20 protein-coding genes are annotated in these 20848 nt (G+C 37.4%); 13 read left to right on the top strand and 7 right to left on the bottom strand.

Features of this window, described 5'->3' with window-relative positions; genetic code table 11:
* Window positions 1–86 precede the first annotated feature (86 nt).
* Window positions 87–797: a tRNA1(Val) (adenine(37)-N6)-methyltransferase gene (locus J2X31_RS02920; protein ID WP_310024268.1), complete on the top strand. Its 711-nt coding sequence runs from the start codon at window positions 87–89 to the stop codon at window positions 795–797.
* Between the two features lie 212 nt (window positions 798–1009).
* Window positions 1010–2188, top strand: coding sequence for an acyl-CoA dehydrogenase family protein (locus tag J2X31_RS02925; RefSeq protein ID WP_310024269.1), 1179 nt, complete (start codon window positions 1010–1012; stop codon window positions 2186–2188).
* A 131-nt stretch (window positions 2189–2319) separates the two neighbouring features.
* Here J2X31_RS02925 and pckA read toward each other — a convergent pair whose 3' ends face one another.
* On the bottom strand, window positions 2320–3924 hold the full coding sequence (gene pckA, locus J2X31_RS02930; protein ID WP_310024270.1) for a phosphoenolpyruvate carboxykinase (ATP): 1605 nt from the start codon (window positions 3922–3924) through the stop codon (window positions 2320–2322).
* A 78-nt stretch (window positions 3925–4002) separates the two neighbouring features.
* Entirely contained in the window at window positions 4003–4389 is a 387-nt protein-coding gene (locus tag J2X31_RS02935; protein ID WP_310024271.1) for a DUF423 domain-containing protein, read from the bottom strand.
* Window positions 4390–4507: 118 nt separating this feature from the next.
* On the opposite strand from J2X31_RS02935, the gene J2X31_RS02940 reads away from it, so the two are divergent.
* Window positions 4508–5893 (top strand): saccharopine dehydrogenase family protein, encoded by a 1386-nt coding sequence (locus J2X31_RS02940; RefSeq protein WP_310024273.1) that lies wholly within the window; start codon window positions 4508–4510, stop codon window positions 5891–5893.
* Between the two features lie 446 nt (window positions 5894–6339).
* Complete coding sequence (locus tag J2X31_RS02945) at window positions 6340–6810, top strand: Lrp/AsnC family transcriptional regulator (protein ID WP_310024275.1); 471 nt, start codon at window positions 6340–6342, stop codon at window positions 6808–6810.
* 383 nt (window positions 6811–7193) lie between these two features.
* On the opposite strand, the gene J2X31_RS02950 is transcribed toward J2X31_RS02945, so the two are convergent.
* The 3 genes from J2X31_RS02950 to J2X31_RS02960 form a co-directional block, all read right to left on the bottom strand.
* The gene (locus J2X31_RS02950) at window positions 7194–7892 is read right to left on the bottom strand and encodes a zinc metallopeptidase (protein ID WP_310024277.1); all 699 of its coding nucleotides are present in this window, start codon (window positions 7890–7892) and stop codon (window positions 7194–7196) included.
* 78 nt (window positions 7893–7970) lie between these two features.
* Window positions 7971–8624 (bottom strand): hypothetical protein, encoded by a 654-nt coding sequence (locus J2X31_RS02955; RefSeq protein WP_310024280.1) that lies wholly within the window; start codon window positions 8622–8624, stop codon window positions 7971–7973.
* A 146-nt stretch (window positions 8625–8770) separates the two neighbouring features.
* Window positions 8771–11767, bottom strand: a complete 2997-nt coding sequence (locus tag J2X31_RS02960) for a leucine--tRNA ligase (protein ID WP_310024679.1) — start codon at window positions 11765–11767, stop codon at window positions 8771–8773.
* A gap of 570 nt (window positions 11768–12337) precedes the next feature.
* On the opposite strand from J2X31_RS02960, the gene J2X31_RS02965 reads away from it, so the two are divergent.
* From J2X31_RS02965 to J2X31_RS02990, 6 genes are all read left to right on the top strand, one after another.
* Window positions 12338–13213, top strand: coding sequence for a cell division protein FtsX (locus J2X31_RS02965; protein ID WP_310024282.1), 876 nt, complete (start codon window positions 12338–12340; stop codon window positions 13211–13213).
* A gap of 24 nt (window positions 13214–13237) precedes the next feature.
* A complete protein-coding gene (locus tag J2X31_RS02970; protein ID WP_310024284.1) occupies window positions 13238–13477 on the top strand; it encodes a DUF3098 domain-containing protein in 240 nt (79 codons plus the stop codon).
* Between the two features lie 89 nt (window positions 13478–13566).
* Window positions 13567–14376 (top strand): undecaprenyl-diphosphate phosphatase, encoded by an 810-nt coding sequence (locus tag J2X31_RS02975; RefSeq protein ID WP_310024285.1) that lies wholly within the window; start codon window positions 13567–13569, stop codon window positions 14374–14376.
* A gap of 6 nt (window positions 14377–14382) precedes the next feature.
* On the top strand, window positions 14383–15093 hold the full coding sequence (gene truB / locus J2X31_RS02980) for a tRNA pseudouridine(55) synthase TruB (RefSeq protein ID WP_310024286.1): 711 nt from the start codon (window positions 14383–14385) through the stop codon (window positions 15091–15093).
* Between the two features lie 158 nt (window positions 15094–15251).
* Window positions 15252–15419 (top strand): hypothetical protein, encoded by a 168-nt coding sequence (locus tag J2X31_RS02985; protein ID WP_310024287.1) that lies wholly within the window; start codon window positions 15252–15254, stop codon window positions 15417–15419.
* Complete coding sequence (locus J2X31_RS02990; RefSeq protein WP_310024289.1) at window positions 15392–15724, top strand: type II toxin-antitoxin system RelE/ParE family toxin; 333 nt, start codon at window positions 15392–15394, stop codon at window positions 15722–15724. The genes J2X31_RS02985 and J2X31_RS02990 overlap by 28 nt, the downstream gene beginning before the upstream one ends.
* Before the next feature lies 1 nt (window position 15725).
* On the opposite strand, the gene J2X31_RS02995 is transcribed toward J2X31_RS02990, so the two are convergent.
* A complete protein-coding gene (locus tag J2X31_RS02995) occupies window positions 15726–16319 on the bottom strand; it encodes a thioredoxin family protein (RefSeq protein WP_310024290.1) in 594 nt (197 codons plus the stop codon).
* A 170-nt stretch (window positions 16320–16489) separates the two neighbouring features.
* On the opposite strand from J2X31_RS02995, the gene pyrH reads away from it, so the two are divergent.
* The 3 genes from pyrH (at window position 16490) to J2X31_RS03010 (ending at window position 20450) form a co-directional block, all read left to right on the top strand.
* Complete coding sequence (gene pyrH / locus J2X31_RS03000; protein ID WP_310024291.1) at window positions 16490–17197, top strand: UMP kinase; 708 nt, start codon at window positions 16490–16492, stop codon at window positions 17195–17197.
* Window positions 17198–17276: 79 nt separating this feature from the next.
* Window positions 17277–17840: a ribosome recycling factor gene (gene frr, locus J2X31_RS03005; RefSeq protein ID WP_310024292.1), complete on the top strand. Its 564-nt coding sequence runs from the start codon at window positions 17277–17279 to the stop codon at window positions 17838–17840.
* A gap of 117 nt (window positions 17841–17957) precedes the next feature.
* Window positions 17958–20450: a DUF5686 and carboxypeptidase-like regulatory domain-containing protein gene (locus J2X31_RS03010; RefSeq protein WP_310024293.1), complete on the top strand. Its 2493-nt coding sequence runs from the start codon at window positions 17958–17960 to the stop codon at window positions 20448–20450.
* Here J2X31_RS03010 and J2X31_RS03015 read toward each other — a convergent pair whose 3' ends face one another.
* Window positions 20451–20846 (bottom strand): hypothetical protein, encoded by a 396-nt coding sequence (locus J2X31_RS03015; protein ID WP_310024294.1) that lies wholly within the window; start codon window positions 20844–20846, stop codon window positions 20451–20453. It lies immediately after the preceding gene.
* Window positions 20847–20848 lie beyond the last annotated feature (2 nt).

Consider the following 20848-nt stretch of genomic DNA (forward strand, 5'->3'; position numbering starts at 1 on the left):
ATTAGAAAAATACCTTCAACCATAATTACAAAAATCAATTCTCCTAAATGATTTCAACCAGTTTGGAATTTAAAATATTGGAATTTATGAAATTTAACTTCAAACAATTTTCAGTAGAACAAGACCGATGTGCCATGAAAGTTGGAACCGATGGCGTTTTGCTTGGAGCTTGGACTCCAATTCCTGAAAAAACTTTTTCTGTTTTGGATATTGGAGCCGGAACCGGAATCATTGCCTTAATGATTGCCCAGAGAAGTTATGCCGAACAAATTGATGCACTCGAAATTGACGAAGAAGCCTACGAACAAGCAGTAGATAACTTTGAAAATTCCCCTTGGAGCGACCGATTATTTTGTTTTCACGCAGGTTTGGATGAATTTATAGAAGAACCGGAAGACGAATACGACTTGATTGTTTCGAATCCTCCTTTTTATACAGAAGATTATAAAACAGAAAATGAACAAAGAGATTTGGCTCGTTTTGCAGATGCAATGCCTTTCGAAGAATTGATTGAAGCCGTAGCCTTATTACTTTCAGAAAAGGGAATCTTCTCCGTAATTATTCCTTTTAAAGAAGAAGAAAAATTCATCTCCCTTGCAAAAGAAGTTGATTTATTTCCCATAAAAATCACTCGTGTGAAAGGAACTCCAACTGCTGAAATCAAACGTAGTCTTTTGGCTTTTAGCCGAAATACATTGGGAAATTTCCCTGTTGACGAATTGGTTATTGAAATTTCCCGGCATGTTTACACAGAAGAATACATCGCTTTGACTAGGGATTTTTATTTGAAGATGTAAATTATCATTTAGCAGTTTTCGCAATAGGGATAGAAGTGGAAATCCTTTTTTGTTTTTTCTTTAAAAACAAAAAAGATTGCAACGGATAGCCCGGCCGTTTACGGATTGCCCGAATTAGAACAAAATCGAATTTAATCTGGAAATTATCACTTTGAATTATTGATTTGTTAGAAATGATTAGTTATTTTTGCGAAGATTTAAAAAACCATATCATGAGACCAGACCTTTTTCAAGCTCCAGATTATTATCTTTTAGACGAATTATTATCAGACGAACATAAAATGGTACGCGACGCAGCCCGTGAATGGGTCAAGCGTGAGGTATCGCCAATTATTGAAGAATATGCTCAAAAGGCAGAATTCCCAAAACAAATTATTAATGGTTTGGCAGAAATCGGTGCTTTCGGACCTTATATTCCTGAAGAATATGGTGGTGCTGGATTAGACCAGATTTCTTACGGATTGATCATGCAAGAAATTGAAAGAGGTGATTCTGGCGTTCGTTCAACAGCTTCTGTTCAATCTTCTTTGGTGATGTATCCGATTTGGAAATACGGAAACGAAGAACAAAGAATGAAGTATTTGCCAAAGTTAGCTTCTGGAGAATTTATTGGATGTTTTGGCTTGACCGAACCTGACCACGGATCTAATCCTGCTGGAATGACTACTAATTTTAAAGACAAAGGTGACCATTATTTATTGAATGGTGCAAAGATGTGGATTTCAAATGCTCCTTTCGCAGATATTGCCGTAGTTTGGGCAAAAGACGAATCAGGAAGAATACACGGATTGGTTGTAGAAAGAGGAATGGAAGGCTTTACAACTCCAGAAACCCACAACAAATGGTCGCTTCGTGCATCTGCAACTGGTGAATTGATTTTTGATAATGTGAAAGTTCCGAAAGAAAATTTATTGCCAAATAAATCTGGTCTTGGAGCGCCACTTGGTTGTTTGGATTCGGCTCGTTATGGAATTGCTTGGGGTGCCATCGGTGCCGCAATGGATTGTTATGACACCGCTTTGCGTTATGCAAAAGAAAGAATTCAGTTTGACAAGCCAATTGCTGGAACACAATTGCAGCAAAAGAAATTAGCCGAAATGATCACTGAAATCACAAAAGCTCAATTGTTAACTTGGAGATTGGGTGTTTTGAGAAACGAAGGAAAAGCAACTTCAGCTCAAATTTCTATGGCAAAAAGAAACAATGTGGATATGGCCATCAACATTGCCAGAGAAGCCAGACAAATTCTTGGCGGAATGGGAATTACAGGCGAATATTCTATCATGCGTCACATGATGAACTTAGAATCTGTAATCACATACGAAGGAACTCACGACATCCACTTGTTGATTACAGGTATGGATATTACTGGAATTGCCGCTTTCAAATAAACTGAATTATATTCAAAATATTGATTCCATTCACTTTCGCGAATGGAATTTTTTTTGCGGTACAACCAAATAAAAAACCCAGCTATTTTCATAACTGGGAAATTTGGGAATTAAAACTAACTTTTGTTCTTTTATACTAATGGTCCGCCAGCTATAATTTCTTCGTTGGCAAACTCTTCGAATTTTGCAAAATTTTCCTTGAATTTCTGACCTAGTTCAACTGCTTTTACATCATATAAATCTTTATCAGCCCATGTATTTCTAGGGTTTAGGATTTCACTTGGTACGTTGGGGCAAGATTGTGGTTTTGCAATTCCAAAAACCTTATGGTTCACAAATTCTACGTTATCTAAATCTCCATTCAAGGCAGCGGTAATCATTTCACGGGTGTATTTTAATTTCATTCTATTGCCAATTCCGTAAGGACCACCTGTCCAACCTGTATTGATCAACCAAACTTTTACACCAGCATCCTTCATCTTCTTGCTTAACATCTCAGCATATTTTGTTGGATGCAAAGGCATGAATGGTGCTCCAAAACAAGCAGAGAAATTAGGCTGTGGCTCTGTAACTCCCGCTTCAGTTCCAGCTACTTTTGCAGTATAGCCCGAAATAAAGTGGTAGGCCGCCTGACCTGGTGTCAATTTTGAGATTGGAGGCAAAATTCCGAATGAATCTGCTGTTAAGAAAAATATATTTTTTGGATTTTTTCCGATAGAACCCGGCTGAATATTATCAATATGGTAAATCGGGTAACTAACTCTAGTGTTTGGAGTGATGGAAGTATCTTCATAATCTACTTCATTTGTTCCCGCTTTGAAAACCACATTTTCAAGTATTGCTCCTTTTTTGATTGCTCTAAAAATATCCGGTTCGTTTTCTTCCGTTAGGTTTACCACTTTTGCATAGCATCCGCCTTCGAAATTGAAAACGGTGTTTTCACTTGTCCAACCGTGTTCGTCGTCTCCAATCAATTTTCTTTTTGGATCGGCTGACAAAGTTGTTTTTCCAGTTCCAGACAACCCGAAGAAAATTGCTGTATCGCCATTGTCGCCAACATTCGCACTACAGTGCATTGGCAAAGCATTTTTATCAACCGGAAGAATAAAGTTCAAGGCAGAAAAAATACCTTTCTTCATTTCACCTGTATAACCTGTTCCGCCAATCAAGGCAATTTTTCTAGTAAAGTCTAATATGGCGAAATTGTGCTGACGTGTTCCATCAACAGCCGGATCTGCCATAAAATCTGGAGCACACACCACATGCCAATCTGCTGAAAAACCATCAAGCTCTGAAGCTTCCGGTCTTAAAAACATATTGTAGCAGAATAAATTCGACCATGCGGTTTCTGTTACAACTCTAACATTTAAACGGTAATTGTCATCCGCACAAACATAACTATCTCTAACAAAAATTTCATTTTTATTAGAAAGGTAGTTCATCACTTTATCATATAGTTTATTGAAATTTTCTGATGAAAAAGGAATATTCACTTTACCCCACCAAACTTTATCTTCTGTAATGCTGTCTCTAACTATAAATCTATCTTGTGGTGATCTTCCCGTAAATTCTCCAGTATTGATTGCCAAAGCTCCTGTAGAATTTTCAACTCCTTGTCCCGATTGGATTGTAATCTCGTGAAGTTCATCCGGAGTCAGCTGATAGTGAACATTATTGTTTTTGATCCCAAGACCTTCTAACGAAATCGATTTCGTAAATAAAGCGTTATTATCCATAATTTTATTGTTATGTTGTTTTTAAACAGAGTACAAAAGTAAAAATTATTAATTACAACGTTGTAGTTTATTTAAAAATTATGATTTTTTCTTGAATAAATCGAAGAATAACCAAATCCAAGCCATAATTAATAGGAATCCTCCAATAGGAGTTACGAATCCGATAACTTTGAAATCAAAGCTTGTAAGGTCGTTTGTTGCCAAAAGATAGATGGAACCCGAAAAAAAGACCGTTCCTGTTATCACTAAATAATAAATAGCTTTTTTTGCCTTTTCGGATACCAAAACAGAGGTTCCAACAAAAAGCAAAAACAACGCATGATACATTTGATACTTTACTCCAGTTTCAAAAGTAGAAAGTTGCTCGACATCCAAAACTTTCTTCAAAGCATGTGCTCCAAAAGCACCTAATATAATTGCAATGGCACCTAAAATTGCTCCCGTAGAAATAATCTTTTTATTCATCTTTTTAATTTTGGATAAAGTTAGGCAAACATCATTTTAAAAAAATATAAAAGATTCTTAACGTTTTTCTTTTATCTAAATATAACAAATGCCTACTTTTGTGTGACACAAACTAACTATGAGACATATACTAATCATTGGAGCAGGACGTTCAGCTTCCTCACTCATCCAATACCTTTTAAGCAAATCCGAAGAGGAACAACTACACCTCACCATAGGAGATTTATCACTTGAACTGGCAGAAAAAAAGACCGCCAATCATCCAAATGCCACAGCTTTAGCCTTTGATATTTTTGATGAAAACCAAAGACAAACCGAAATTCAAAAGGCCGATGTCGTCATTTCGATGCTACCGGCTCACCTGCATTTTGAAGTAGCAAAAGACTGCCTCAAATACAAAAAGCACATGGTCACGGCTTCCTATATAAGCGAAGCAATACAATCTTTAGATGCCGAAGCAAAAGCGAATAACCTCATTTTCATGAACGAAATTGGCCTCGATCCTGGAATCGATCACATGAGTGCCATGAAAATAATCGATGAAATTCGCGAACAAGGCGGGAAAATGTTGCTTTTTGAATCGTTCTGTGGCGGTTTGGTCGCTCCAGAATCCGACAATAACTTGTGGAATTACAAATTCACTTGGGCTCCAAGAAACGTAGTTCTGGCGGGACAGGGTGGTGCCGCAAAATTCATCCAGGAAGGTACCTATAAATACATTCCGTATCATAAATTATTCAGAAGAACAGAGTTCTTGGAAGTAGAAGGCTACGGAAAATTTGAAGGATACGCAAACCGCGATTCCTTGAAATACCGCGAAATCTATGGCCTCGAAGACATCCTTACCTTATATAGAGGAACCATCCGACGTGTTGGTTACTCTAGAGCTTGGAACATGTTTGTGCAACTCGGCATGACCGACGATACCTATTTGATTGACAATTCCGAAACCATCAGCTATCGCGAATTCATCAACCTCTTCCTTCCCTATCACCCAACGGATTCCATTGAGTTGAAAACACGTTTGAGCCTCGGAATCGAACAAGACGACATCATGTGGGACAAGCTAGTAGAACTCGACATTTTTAATGAAAACAAGATTGTTGGACTCAAAAATGCAACTCCAGCACAAATACTAGAAAAAATCCTAAACGACAGCTGGACTCTGGAAAAAGACGACAAGGACATGATTGTAATGTACCACAAGTTCGGATACGAATTAAATGGCGAGCAAAAACAAATCGACTCGAAAATGGTTTGCATTGGCGAAGACCAAACCTATACCGCAATGGCCAAAACCGTTGGGCTTCCCGTAGCAATGGCAACCTTGCTGATCCTAAACGGCAAAATCACCACACCGGGTGTCCAACTTCCATTAAACAAGGAAGTCTATCTTCCGATATTGAAAGAACTCGAAGAATTTGGCGTACGCTTTCACGAAAAAACAATGCCCTACGTTGGCTATAATCCCGATAAAATTGGAGCTAATCTAAAATACTCATAAATACAACAATCCGTTTCGAAAGAAGCGGATTTTCTTGTTCAATTTGAAGCGAATCCGTAGTCTTGGGAGTAAAACCATTTTCCTGCTGGATGCCACTATCTTTTGTTCTGAACCCCAGAACAAAAGGATAGTAGCAACCATCAGGGCTAAATGAAAAACTTGGGGCACTTTTATATTCGCTTGGAGCTAGAACTATGCAAACCACTTCACAAACTTGTCATCCTGACGAAGGAAGGATCCCACACAAACTGAATCCAGTTTTTTTGTAGAGATCCTTATGGAGATCCTTCCTTCGTCAGGATGACAACATTGTGGTATTTAGATTATGAAAAGAAAGGTTGTATTCAATAATCTATTTCCGCAATCCAAAATCTTAAATCATAAATTCCTATATTTACTTTTCAATTTAAATCAAAAACAACTTTTAAGTTTCAATACAACCAAAAATGAAAATAAACTCCTTACAAATAGAAATAGACGGAATCGACAAGGAAATCCTACGAGACCTTATGGACGATGCCCGAAAACCGATACTACAAATTGCCAATAAAATAGGAATTTCGGGAGCGGCAATACACCAACGTTTGCGAAAGCTGGAACAATCTGGCGTTATTTCGGGTTCAAAGTTTGTGGTGAACAATCGGGTTTTGGGATATAGCACGATGGCTTTCGTTGGGATATACCTAGAAAAAGCCGCAACAAACCTCGAAACTGTAAAGGAGCTAAAAAAAATTCCCGAGGTTTTAGAATGCCATTATACCACCGGAAACTGGTCGATTTTGATCAAGATTATTTGCCGCGACAACGAGCATTTGATGACGCTGCTGAATACTAAAATTCAAGCTATCGGAGGGGTTTCCAGAACGGAAACTTTTATTTCGCTGGATCAACAGATTGAAAGGCAGATACAGTTGTAGAGTTTAGATTTTAGAGTTTAGAGTTTTGGATTGTCGAAACCATCTTTTTTACCATAAGCTGCATCTCCAAACTTGTCATCCTGACGAAGGAAGGATCTCAACAAGTAGATCTACAAAAACATGGATCCAGTTTGTGTGGGATCCTTCCTTCGTCAGGATGACAAGTTAGTCGAATAGTTTTGCGTAATTCTATTTCCAAGCGAATATAAAGAAGCCTCAAGTTTCCTCTCTAGCCCTGACTGGAGGGATCTCGTCCTTTTAGACGAGAGGAAGGAAGGCAGGAACATGGTTTTATTTCTAAGACTGTCGATTCGCTTTTAATTAAACACATAAAAAAAATCCGCTTCTTTCGAAACGGATTCCTGTTATTTTTTCGTTGAAAATTAGTCTCTTGAACCTCCAAAAACTTGTAAAGCCCAATAAAGCAACGATGCCAAGGCTCCGATTGCTGCCACAAGATAGGTTCTTGCAGCCCATTTTAGGGCGTCTTCCGAACCTGCATATTCTTGCTGACTCAACATATTTTTATTTTTCAACCAAGCTAATGCACGGTTACTTGCGTCATATTCTACAGGTAGCGTTATGAAGGTAAAAAGCGTGGTAATTGCCATCAAAACCAAACCTGCTATTGCAATATAATAACCGAATCCTAGACCCGAAGCAGCTCCCAAAATTAATCCACCAATGATTAGCCATTGTGACATTCCTGATGAAATATTGACCATTGGAACTAGTTTTGAACGCATATTCAACCATTCGTAAGCCGTGGCGTGTTGAACAGCGTGTCCTACCTCGTGAGCGGCAACGGCTGCAGCTGCGGCATTTCGTTCGTTATAAACGGCTTCACTTAAGTTTACGGTTTTGTCGGCTGGATTGTAATGATCGGTCAAACGGCCTGGTGTTGAAATTACTCTAACATCACGAATTCCGTGATCGGCTAGCATTTTCTCTGCGATTTCGGCACCGCTCATTCCATTTCTTAATGCAACTTTTGAATATTGCTCAAACTTGCTTTTCAATCGGGCACTAACGGCCCAACTTACTAAAGCGATAATTCCGATTAATATATAATATCCTATCATTTTGTTCTGATTTTTATTGTTTCTTCAAATATAGCAAATTGCAAGCCAATTTTAGCGAACTGACATAATTTCATCTTGTTAATTTTTATCGGGTTTTTCCATGAAACCTATGAGCGACACTCCCACTCCAACATAATAATTGGTGAAATCACTGGTTTCTCCAAACCTTGCGTTTCCTACTGCGACACGGTATTTAGCCTTTGCCGTCAAATAGAAATCTGGGAAAAAATTGTTGCCAAACAAACGAACTGAAGCATCTATGCCTGGCTCGAACAGATAGAAAGTATTGGTTCGTACTCTTTTGAAATTTTCCTGAGGGCCAAATTCTGTCCAAACTTCTTCGATGACATCCTTATCCATGAGGCGGGAAACGATCACTCCATTATTGACATTTAGTCCTAATCGGAATTTTTCCTTTTTGATGACATCATACTGGTTGATCCAACCGATGGCAAGAAAATTGAGTGATGGTCGTTCAACTTCATAGCCAAAATTGTTGTCAACTTCTTTTCCAGCATAGGAAAAACTAGCTCCTGTTGCCCATTTTTCTTTTACATAAACTTTGAAATCGAAGTTAAAACCGTAAAAATCTTTGTTCAAAACAGGTGTGTAAATTGCCATCAAATCGACTGTCATTTCTTGAGGTTTTTCAACAGAGGTCGTGTCGTTTTGTGCGTTACTACTTGTCAACGAGCACAAAACAAAAAACAAGGTAGGGTAAAATGCTTTCATGATTTTATAGTTTTTGGTTACTAATATTAATTATAAAACAAATATTTAGCCAAATTTTTGATTTTAATTTAAAATTAACAGTTGTTTGAAAAGAAAAATCCCGAGTCGAAAAAACGACTCGGGATTTACTTTATGAATCAATTATTTTATCCTACTAAGTTGATTATTTTTCCTGGAACGATGATGACTTTGTTTGGCATCTTTCCGTCGAGTTGCTTGATGGTCCTTTCGTCCTTCATGACGATTTCCTCGATTTGTTCCTTGGTTAGATCCAAAGGCAAGGTCATAGTGAAACGCATCTTTCCGTTGAACGAAACTGGATATTCTTTGTTGCTTTCTACCAAATATTCAGGGTTGAATTTTGGGAAAGGAGCGGTTGAAATGCTTTGTTCGTGGCCTAATCTTCTCCATAATTCTTCGGCGATGTGTGGTGCATAAGGCGAAACCAAAATGGCAAGCGGTTCCAAAACGGAACGTTCGTGGCATTTTAGAGCCGTCAGTTCGTTTACGGCAATCATAAACTGGCTCACGGAGGTATTGAAAGAGAAGCCTTCGATGTCTTCGTTTACCTTCTTGATGGTTTTATGTAACGCTTTCAAGGCTTCAGGACTTGCCGGATTTGAAGTTACTATCATTCCTGATTCGTCGAAATAGAGTTTCCATAGTTTTTTCAAGAATCCGAAAACACCTGTGATTCCGGCGGTGTTCCAAGGTTTTGCTTGTTCTAACGGACCTAGGAACATTTCGTATAAACGTAAGGTGTCGGCTCCGTATTCTTCGCAGATGTCGTCTGGGGTTACTACGTTGTATTTTGATTTTGACATCTTTTCTACTTCGCGATGAACTTTTATTTTGTCATTTTCATTACTAATAAATTTACCATTTTCACCAACAAATAAAGAATTTTTATATTCAATATATATAGGATGATTTATAAATTTATTTATATCTAATTCGTTTGTAATTTCATTGATTAATGAAATATCAACATGGATTGTTTGTGCTCCAATTTCATTAAACTTTTCTCCATTAACCTCTGTGATTTTTTCTCCATTTTCAAATTCTAAATAACAAAATCCTCCTGCAGATTTCATTGATGGTTGATTATTCGAAGAAACAAAAAGGAAAGTTTTACCGTCTAAATTTATATTATATCTTCTAATATAAGCACTCATCCCTAAAATCATCCCCTGATTGATCAATTTCTTGAACGGTTCCTCTTGGTTGACAAAACCCCTGTCTTTCAAAAATTTGTTCCAGAAACGGGAATACAGCAAGTGGCCCGTAGCGTGTTCGCTTCCTCCTATATATAAATCGACATTCTGCCAATAGTTTTGTGCTTCTTCCGAAACAAATTCGTCGTTGTTGTGGGCGTCCATATAACGCAACCAATACCACGAACTTCCTGCCCAACCTGGCATGGTGTTGAGTTCCAAAGGAAAAATAGTTTTGTCGTCAATCAATTCGTTATTTACCACTGTATTATTAACGGTGTCCCAAGCCCAATCTGTAGCGTTTCCTAAAGGCGGTTGTCCGTCTTCGGTTGGCAAATATTTCTCTACTTCCGGAAGGCGAATCGGCAGATGCTGTGTTTCGATCATCTGTGGCAATTCGTTTACATAATAGACTGGGAAAGGCTCGCCCCAATATCTTTGGCGGGAGAAAACGGCATCACGCAGGCGGTAATTTGTTTTTCCTTTTCCTTGGTTTAATTCCTCTAAAGCTTCGATGGCTTTTTTGGTGGCTTCTTTATAATTCAATCCGTTTAGGAAATCGGAATTGGCAATCACCACATTGTCTTTTGAACCGTAGGCTTCTTCCGAAATATCTACGTTTTCAAATATGTTTACGATAGGAATATTGAAATGTTTTGCGAAAGCATAATCGCGTTCGTCACCACAAGGAACGGCCATAACGGCTCCGGTTCCATAACCAGCCAGAACGTAATCGCCAATCCAAACTGGAATGGCTTCTTTTGTGAAAGGATGTTCGGCATAAGCACCAGTGAAAACACCCGAAATGGTTTTTACATCGGCCATTCTTTCGCGTTCGCTGCGTTTTGCTGTTGCTTCTACATAGGCTTCTACAGCTTGTTTTTGTTCAGGTGTTGTGATTTTGGCAACCAAGTCGTGTTCTGGTGCCAAGGTCATAAACGTTACCCCGAAAATTGTGTCGGGTCTTGTGGTGAAGACTTCAATTTTGTGGTCGTTGGTTTCGTCTCCGCTTAAGATATAATCGACAGCATTTCTTTCGAATTCAGAGTCTTTTACTTTAAAAGTTACCGAAGCTCCGACTGATTTTCCAATCCAGTTTCTTTGGCTTTCTTTCAAGGATTCTGTCCAATCGATGGTATCCAAACCTTGAAGCAAACGTTCTGCATAGGCAGAAATCCGCATGCTCCATTGCGTCATTTTCTTGCGGATTACGGGATGTCCTCCACGTTCTGAAACGCCGTTTACGATCTCATCGTTTGCCAAAACAGTTCCCAATGCCGGACACCAGTTGACTTCGGTTTCGGCTAGGAACGTTAATCTGTATTTTAGTAGAATTCTTTCTTGTTCTTCTTTTGAATAGGATTTCCAATCTTCGGCAGAGAAGGTTGGAATATTATCGTCTGAAACGGCGTTTACTTTTGCGTTACCGTTTTCTTCGAAATCCATTACCAAGGTCTTGATGTCACGAGCTTCATTTGCATCCTTATCGTACCAAGAATTGAACAATTGGATGAAAATCCATTGTGTCCATTTGTAATAATCGGCGTTTGAGGTACGAACTTCTCTACTCCAATCGAAAGAAAAACCGATTTTATCTAGTTGTTCTCTGTAACGGGCGATGTTTTCCTTCGTAGTTTTATCAGGATGCTGACCGGTTTGTATAGCATATTGTTCAGCAGGAAGTCCGAAACTGTCGTAGCCTTGTGGATGCAGGACGTTGAAACCTTGGTGGCGTTTGAATCGTGCATAGATATCAGAAGCGATGTAACCCAGTGGATGCCCAACGTGCAAGCCGGCTCCGGATGGATAAGGAAACATGTCCAAAACATAGTATTTTGGCTTGTCTGAATTGTTATCGGCTTGGAAGGTTCCGTTTTCTGCCCAATACTTTTGCCATCTGGCTTCGATCTCGTTAGGATTGTATTTCATTTCTATAATTAATGGCACCCCGATGGGGTTTTGATTTGTTTTATTTCTATAATAATGTCAACCCTACGGGTTTTTGGTATTCGTATATTCTTTGCAATCTATAATAATGTCAACCCTACGGGTTTTTGTATTTATCAATTATTTGACATCTACAATAATGCCACCCCATACGGGGTTTTGGTTAGCTGAAATTCTTTGCTTTAATAATGTAACCCTGTGGTTTTTTTTTCTAAAAAAAACTATTAAAAATTTTAATCCCGTAGGGATGATATTTTGATTCGTAATTTATTTGAACGTAATCCTAAAACCAACGATTCCAAAGGTAATATGATTTTTCCAATAGCCCCGATTGGAGAAAGTAGCTTTTTGTCTCGTTTCTTTAACGAGACAAAAACTACTTCGGAAAGCGGGAAAATGGATTCCAAAAATGCCCGAACGATTCGCTTCTATACAAAAAAAATCGATTCGAGGTGGCAAATTTACGTTTATTGTACGAAAGTTGAAACTTTGAGCGTTATAAACTGTGTTTAAAGAAATTCTTTATTATTTTTACCAAAAATTATTATATAGATGAGTTCTTCTTACGATAAATTTCAAAAACGCAGACTGCTTTCTTCTTATTTCTCGGTTGTTTTAAGTGTTTTCCTGGTGCTTTTCCTGTTGGGGATTCTGGGCTTGTTTGTTGTAAATTCTAAAAAACTTTCGGACGATTTTAAGGAAACGATTGTGATGACGGTTTTTATGAAAAACGAGGCCAATGACACGATTATCAAGGCTTTTGACGATGAAATGAAAACGGCGAGATTTGTTTTATCACATGATTATGTGACCAAGGAAGAAGCGGCCAAGATGCATACTGATATTATTGGAGAGGATTTCATGACATTTTTGGGTGCCAATCCGTTGCAGAATTCGTTTGACCTGCATTTAAAGGCAGACTATATCGTGAACGACAGTATTGCAAAAATTGAAAGCCGTTTGAGAAGCAACGAGATGGTTTCGGATGTGGTGTATGATAAACAATTGGTGAATTTGGTGAACGATAACATCAAGAAAGTGAGTTTTTATATCCTTTGCATCAGCGGATTTCTGGCTTTGGTGGCGGTTTTATTGATTAACAGTTCGATGCGACTTTCTATTTACTCGAACCGTTTTATTATCAAGACGATGCAGATGGTTGGGGCGACAAAGTCGTTCATTAGAAAACCTTTCATTTGGAGAAGTATCCGATTGGGAATTATTGGGGCTGTTTTGGCGATTATCGCTTTGGTTGCTACGTTATATTATATTGACACTACTTATCCAAATCTTGAAATTCTGGAAGACCAATTGATGACGGGAGCGATTTTGCTTGGTGTGCTTTTGGTTGGGATTTTGATTACTTGGATCAGCACGTTCTTTGCGACACAACGTTTCCTGAATTTGAGGACGGATGACCTTTATTAATTTTAGATTAAAAAAAATATACAAATGGAAAATAAACCACAACACGAGTTTCTTTTTGAGAAGGTAAATTATAAAATTTTACTGATTGGTCTTGCCGTTATTACTTTGGGCTTCATCTTGATGTCTGGCGGAGGTTCGGATGATCCGGCGGTTTTTAGCGAAGATATTTTTAATTTCAGAAGAATCAGATTGGCACCAACGACGGTGTTGATTGGTTTTGGAATTACGATTTATGCAATTTTAAAAAGCCCGAAGAAGAATTAGTCAATTTGATAATTCGGTAATTAGATAATTCAAATTGCCAATTCAACTCATTATCTAATTTTCTAATTACTACATTTTCTAATTATTTTATGGATTTAATACAAGCGATTCTTATTGCAATTGTTGAAGGTTTAACGGAATATATTCCTGTTTCTTCAACCGGACACATGATTTTTTTGAGTTCTTATTTTGGAATACAAGAGGATGATTTTGTAAAACTATTTCAGGTTTCGATTCAATTTGGAGCTATCTTGGCCGTTGTTGTTTTATATTGGAAGAAGTTTTTCGACTTCAGTAAGTTTAATTTTTATATCAAATTGGCTTGTGCCGTTGTTCCTGCTTTAATTTTGGGATATATTTTCGATGATTATATTGATGCGGTTTTGGGAAATCCTATTCCGATTGCGATTGTGTTAATTTTGGGTGGTTTTGTCCTTTTATTTATTGATAAATACTTTCAAAATCCAACGGTTACTACTGAAGAAGAAATCAGCATCAAGAAAGCCGTGACGATTGGTTTTTGGCAATGTTTGGCGATGATGCCGGGAACAAGCCGTTCTGCCGCCTCGATTATCGGTGGTATGCAACAAGGATTAACGAGACAGACTGCTGCGGAGTTCTCTTTCTTTTTGGCGGTTCCTACGATGTTGGCCGTTACGTGTTATTCGGTTTTTCTAAAGACTTATAATGATTCGCAACTTAAAGGATATGAATTATTGATGGAAAACGGCGAAAACTTGAAGCTGTTTTTAATTGGGAATGTTATCGCTTTTATAGTTTCAATTATTGCCATAAAATTCTTTATCGGTGTCATCAAGAAATACGGTTTCAAGCCTTGGGGTTGGTATCGAATTGTTGCCGGAAGCTTGCTTTTGGTTTATTTCATTTATCTAAAATAATTTAAATTGACAGCACAAGAATATCAGGAAGGACAGGTTATATTAATTGACAAACCCTTGCATTGGACTTCCTTTCAGGCGGTTAATAAATTGAAATATGCCCTAATCAACAAGGCCGGACTTCCAAAGAAATTCAAGATTGGCCATGCCGGAACTTTAGATCCTTTGGCAAGCGGATTGCTGATTGTTTGTACTGGAAAATTCACTAAGAGCATTTCAGAAATTCAAGGTCAGGCTAAGGAATATACAGGAACTTTTTATATTGGTGCTACTACTCCATCCTACGATTTAGAAACGGAAATCGATCAGACCTTTCCAACTTCTCACATTAATGAAGAATTGATTCACGAAACTGTGAAGCAGTTTTTGGGTGAAATCGACCAAAAACCTCCAATTTTTTCTGCGATTAAAAAAGATGGAAAACGTTTATACGAACACGCTCGTGCAGGTGAAGAAGTTGAAATTCAATCCCGGAAAACCACTATTTACGAATTTGAAATCACCAGAATAGCTCTTCCTGAGATTGATTTCAGAGTAAAATGCAGCAAGGGAACTTACATCCGTTCCTTGGCTTTTGATTTTGGAAAGGCAATGGAATCGGGTTCGCATTTGACGGTTCTGAGACGTACAAAAATTGGCGATTACAATGTTGAGAATGGTGTTTCGCCTGAAGAATTTGAAAAACAAATCACCAAAATCTCCGAAGCTAATTCTTAAATTATAAAAGGTTTAGAATCTCATCTTGAGTAGAAATTCACTTGGCTTGCAAACGTGCAAGTAATGGAATTCCTACCTCTAAATTAAAAAAGCCCTAGCCAATTTATTTTCATAAGCATTTTTCTTATCTTTACTATCACTTTCAAAATAATCTTTTTATGAAAACTTCCAATAAAAAAGAAAAAAACAGAGCAACTCCAGGCAAACCAATGCCTCAAGAGGAATTTGTTTCAATGATAAAAGAAGCTGAAGAAGGCGAATTTATGACGGTTGAAGAATTTAAAGAACGCTTTAACAAATGGAGGGCGGAAAGAAAAAAGTCATAAAATCCAGTTTTTACTACTCAGACATCCAAGATATATATGAATATGGAGAGGCTACTTTTGGAATAAGACTAGCCGATTCTTTTTTTGATAACATTTTATACGATGTAGAAAATTTAGAAACCCAATATCTTCTCCATCCAGAATGCCGTCATTTGGAAACCAAAACTAAAATCTATCGCAACATTATTATTGGCTCTTACTTGATTATCCACAGAATAAGAGTGAATAGAATTGAAGTTTTAAGAGCATTCCACGGAAGCCGTTCACCAAAAACAATCAAGCAAGTACGAAAAGTAAAACTCTAATTCAGGCCATCAGTGCCAAAATCTCATTTTGGGTAGAAATTCCCTTGTCGTGCAAATACCATAATTGCAATTCGGTTTTGATGGTTTCATCAATCACGCCAAATTTTTCCTTATAATCTTTCATCAATTTTGTTGCTCCAGACGGTCTTGGTCCCCAATCGAAAATTACATTCAAGGTTTCTTTTTCAAGTACAATTAACTTTGGGATCGACTTTCCGCCATTTGTCAGGAACAAATTCATCAAAGCTTCATTTTCATCTCGGAAAACAATTTTCAAATCGATATTGTCCGACAAAACTGCCATTTTGTTGAATATCGGAAGCAGTTGAGCTGCATCGCCACACCAGCCTTCTGACAAGACCAACCAGATATATTCCTTGTTGAGATTTTTCAATTTCAATAGATTCTCATCTGAAACCTTTATCGTTTTTTCCAACCGATTCATCCGCGTTTCGTTCAATTGACTGTAATGCAACAAGTCTTCTGATTGTGTGTTTCCTGAAGATTTCCCTTCTAGAAGCAATTGCGAAACTGCATTTCTATATTCTGAATAGGAAAAACTTCTTTCAAGACTTTCCTTAATTATATCCTTCATAGTCAAAATTTGAGTTGCAAAATTAATTCAAAAAAACGAATTCCATATTTTTCTAAAAACTATATTTCTAAAAAACAGAATATGTATATATTTGCACAACTCAACTAAAGAAAAAGGAATGACTTGAGCTTTGCGACAGCATGACTCCAAGTTTTAAATAAAAAATCGGAATGAAATACAAAAGAATACTCTTAAAATTAAGTGGTGAAGCGTTAATGGGTGATCGTCAATACGGGATTGATCCTGCAAGATTGGCCGAATATGCTTCAGATATCAAGCAAATTCACGACAAAGGTGTGGAAATTGCGATTGTAATTGGCGGAGGAAATATCTTTAGAGGGGTTGCCGGAGCGAGTAACGGAATGGATCGTGTTCAGGGTGATTATATGGGAATGTTGGCAACCGTTATCAACGGAATGGCCTTGCAAGGTGCTTTGGAAGACAAAGGAATGCTGACGCGTTTGCAAACTGCCTTAAAAATTGAAGCGATTGCAGAACCTTATATCAAAAGAAGAGCAGTTCGTCATCTTGAAAAAGGTAGGATCGTAATCTTTGGAGCCGGAACCGGAAATCCTTACTTTACAACCGATACGGCAGCGGTTTTGAGAGGTGTTGAAATCAATGCAGATGTAATTTTGAAAGGAACAAGAGTCGATGGAATTTACACAGCTGATCCTGAAAAAGATCCAACCGCTACAAAATTCGATTACATTTCTTTTGAAGACGTGTTGAAAAAAGGATTGAATGTAATGGACACAACCGCTTTCACATTAAGCCAGGAAAATGAATTGCCTATTCTTGTTTTTGACATGAACAAACCAGGCAATTTATTGAAAATCTGCGAAGGAGAAAATATTGGAACAGTAGTAAATGTATAAAGTTGAAAGGTTATGAGGTTAAAAGGTTAAGAGTATAGCCTTTTAAACTAATAAACGTTAAACCCTTAAACTAAAAAAAATGACTGAAGAAATTGAATTTATATTAGACAGCACAAAAGAATCTATGGTAGGTTCTATTGCTCATTTGGAGAAAGAATTCTTGAACATCCGTGCAGGAAAAGCATCTCCAGCGATGTTAGGAAGTGTTTTTGTAGATTATTATGGATCGCAAACTGCACTTTCCCAAGTTTCTAAAATTAGTGTTCCTGATGCAAGAACGATTACAATCCAACCGTTTGAAAAAAATATGATTCAGCCAATTGAAAAAGCAATCCAGGTTGCGAATATTGGCTTTAATCCGATGAATAATGGTGATATGATCATCATCAGCGTTCCACCTTTGACGGAAGAACGTCGTCGTGATTTGGCCAAACAAGCAAAGGCTGAGGCCGAAGATGCAAAAATCGGAATCAGAAATGCCAGAAAAGACGCCAATACCGACATCAAGAAACAGGAAAAAGACGGAACTTCTGAAGACATCTGTAAAAAAGCAGAAGAAGATGTTCAGAAATTGACCGATAGTTATATTAGAAAAATCGACGAACTTTTGGCGGTTAAAGAGGCTGAAATTATGAAGGTTTAAATTTTTAATCATTACAAAATACTAAAATCCACTTAAAAAAGTGGATTTTTTTATGCAACTAACTTACTTTTGCTTCGTGTAACAAATCGGCCTTTTATTCGTTTGCTATACAACCCTATGAAGCAACTCTTTTTTTTCTTTTTTCTTTTGTCGTTTTCGGCTCAAGCCCAATTCCAAATCACGGGAGTTGTGCGGGACGAAACTACTAACAAACCACTTCCGTTTGCTTCAATTTCTTCCAAAAACGGTTTTGAAATTACCGATATTGATGGCAAGTTCAGCATCGAAAGCAAGGAGCCTATTTTCTCTTTCGTAATTTCTTATGTAGGATATCAAAAAAAAGAAATTCAAACCGATGGAAAGAAAAATTTTACTGTTTTGCTTTCGCCTAAATCGGAAAGTTTGCAAGAAATTACAGTTGGCGAGAATCCAGCAATTGCCATCATTAAAAAATCGATTGCCTTAAAAAATCAGAACAATCCAGAGAAAAGACTCAACAGCTTTCAGTTTAAAGCCTATAATAAATTAGTGATTACCGCCAATCCTGATTCCATCAACGGAACATTGGATTCTATCTTTGTAACCAATAAAGGTGTTCGAAAATTTGTTAAATTGGATTCAACCGATTATAAATTCAAGAAAATCATCGACAAGCAACACATCTATCAAACCGAAAAAATTTCGCAATACCAATACGACGGAAAAAATTTCAAGGAAAATGTGTTGGCAACTAAAATGGCGGGTTTCAAACAACCCATCTATGAATTGATCGGGCTGAAATTTCAATCTTTTTCGGTGTATGATTCTAAATATGAATTGCTGGAAAACCGTTATGACGGGCCTTTGGCTGGTGACGCTTTAAAACAATATTCGTTTAAAATATTGGATACCGTAAAAATTCAAGGGCGAGATTTGTATGTGATTTTCTTTAAAAATAAGAAAAGATCCAAGAAAAACGGACTTCATGGCGTTTTGTATATCGACCAAAAAAATAATGCTATTGCAAAAGCCATTTTTAGGGTTAAAAATATCATCGACATTAGCGGGATTCACGATTATGAGTATCTTCCCGAAAGTGATTTATGGTTTCCAAGAGGGAAAACTTTTAAAATTGTAAAGGGAAACAACAGCGAGAATATTAATATTTTGGGTGGTCAGATTCAATTTGAAGGCGATTCGGAAGATGGAAAATCGGATTCTAAAGAAAAAGTGACTTCCGATTTTGTGTATCTGATATCGGAATCCAACCACTTTGATTTTGAGTTTAATGTTCCTCTGACGATTAGAAAGCCTGCAATTGCTATCGAAATTAAAGATGATGCCATAAAAAAAGAAGAGGTTTTTTGGCAGAAATACCGAAAAGACAGCCTAGATGCTAGGGGAAAACAAACATACAAGACACTGGACAGCATCGTAATCAAACAAGGAATTGAAAAGAAATTAAGGATCGGCCGAAGGATTCTAAACGGTTATGTGCCTTTTGGTTTTTTTGATATGGATTTGCGTTATCTCATCAAATACAACAACTATGAGGGTTTCAGACTGGGTCTTGGAGGAATTACGAATGAAAAATTTTCGGATAAATTTCGCCTTGACGGATATGGAGCTTACGGATTAAAAGACGGAAAATTCAAATACAGCGGAGGTAGTGCCGTGAGAGTCGGTAGATTCTCCAATACATGGATTGGTGGTTCCTACACGGATGATGTTCGGGAAATTGCAAGTACGGCTTTTGCAATTGACAAGCGCGTTTTCAAGATTTATGACCCTCGACCAATTAACTTGAGTACATTTTACAGCCATAAAACTTGGAGGGCTTATATCGAGACGAAAATTATTCCGAAAACAGAAAGCGTTTGGCAAATTACACAAAGTCATATCGAACCACTATTCAATTATGTGTACAATCAAAATGGCACAGATTACACATCATATAATATGACCACGGCTATGGTTTCTCTTCAGTGGAATCCTTCGAGCGCCTTTATGCAAACTCCGGTTGGGAAATTGGAAATCGACAAGCAATATCCAAAATTCACGTTCCAGTTTACAAAATCACTTCCGGACATTATGGGAAATGATTTCGATTTCGGAAAAATAGACATCAGGGCCGAATATCAAAAAAAGTATTTAAACGGTCAAAAAACAGCTGTTTATTCTGAACTTGGATATGCTTTTGGCGACGTTCCGCTGACACATCTGTACAACACCTCACCAAACAGCTTAACCAAGGACAATATCATTCAACGTATTACAATTGCTGGAAAGAACAGTTTTGAAACGATGTATTTCAATGAGTTTTTCTCAAGTCAATATGCTCTTTTTCAAATAAAACATGCCTTCAAACGAACAACCTTATTTAGGAAAGTGAAACCTGCTTTGGTATTGGTTTCGAGAGCAGCCTGGGGAAACATGGAAAAAACGGAACAGCATTTTGGAATTGATTATAAAACGTTGAACGACGGCTATTTTGAATCTGGAATTGAGCTAAACCAAATCTACAAAGGCTTGGGATTGTCTGGTTTTTATAGATATGGACCCAACCAGCTTCCGAGATTTGAAGACAATATTTCTGTGAAATTGAGTTTTGTACTGGATTTGGGATTATAATTATTTAAATTTATATCCAATTCCAAATGTCCAAATCATTTTCTTATCTGTATCATAACCGTAATAAGGTGTGATTAGCATCCATTTTTTATATTCAACAATCGGAGAAACAGCCAATCTTGGTGCAGCTTCTCCATTTAAAATAAGCAAGGAAGGAAAAGCTCCCACTCCTATTTTATAATTTTTAAGTTTGAGTTTTAGACTTGGCCCGCCAACATTGATTCCAACAGCATTATTCCCAACAGCGACTCCAATCATTCCTTCCAAGGCAAAATTGATTGTGGGATTTTCTACTTTCGGTTCTAGTTTTGGTTCTTCTTTGGTTTGAGAAATTGCAGCACAAGAAAAGAGCACTGCTGATAAAAAAAGTGCCTTCTTACTAAAATTTGAATTCATAA

It is taken from the genome of Flavobacterium arsenatis (assembly GCF_031456785.1).
Classification (GTDB): Bacteria; Bacteroidota; Bacteroidia; order Flavobacteriales; family Flavobacteriaceae; genus Flavobacterium; species Flavobacterium arsenatis.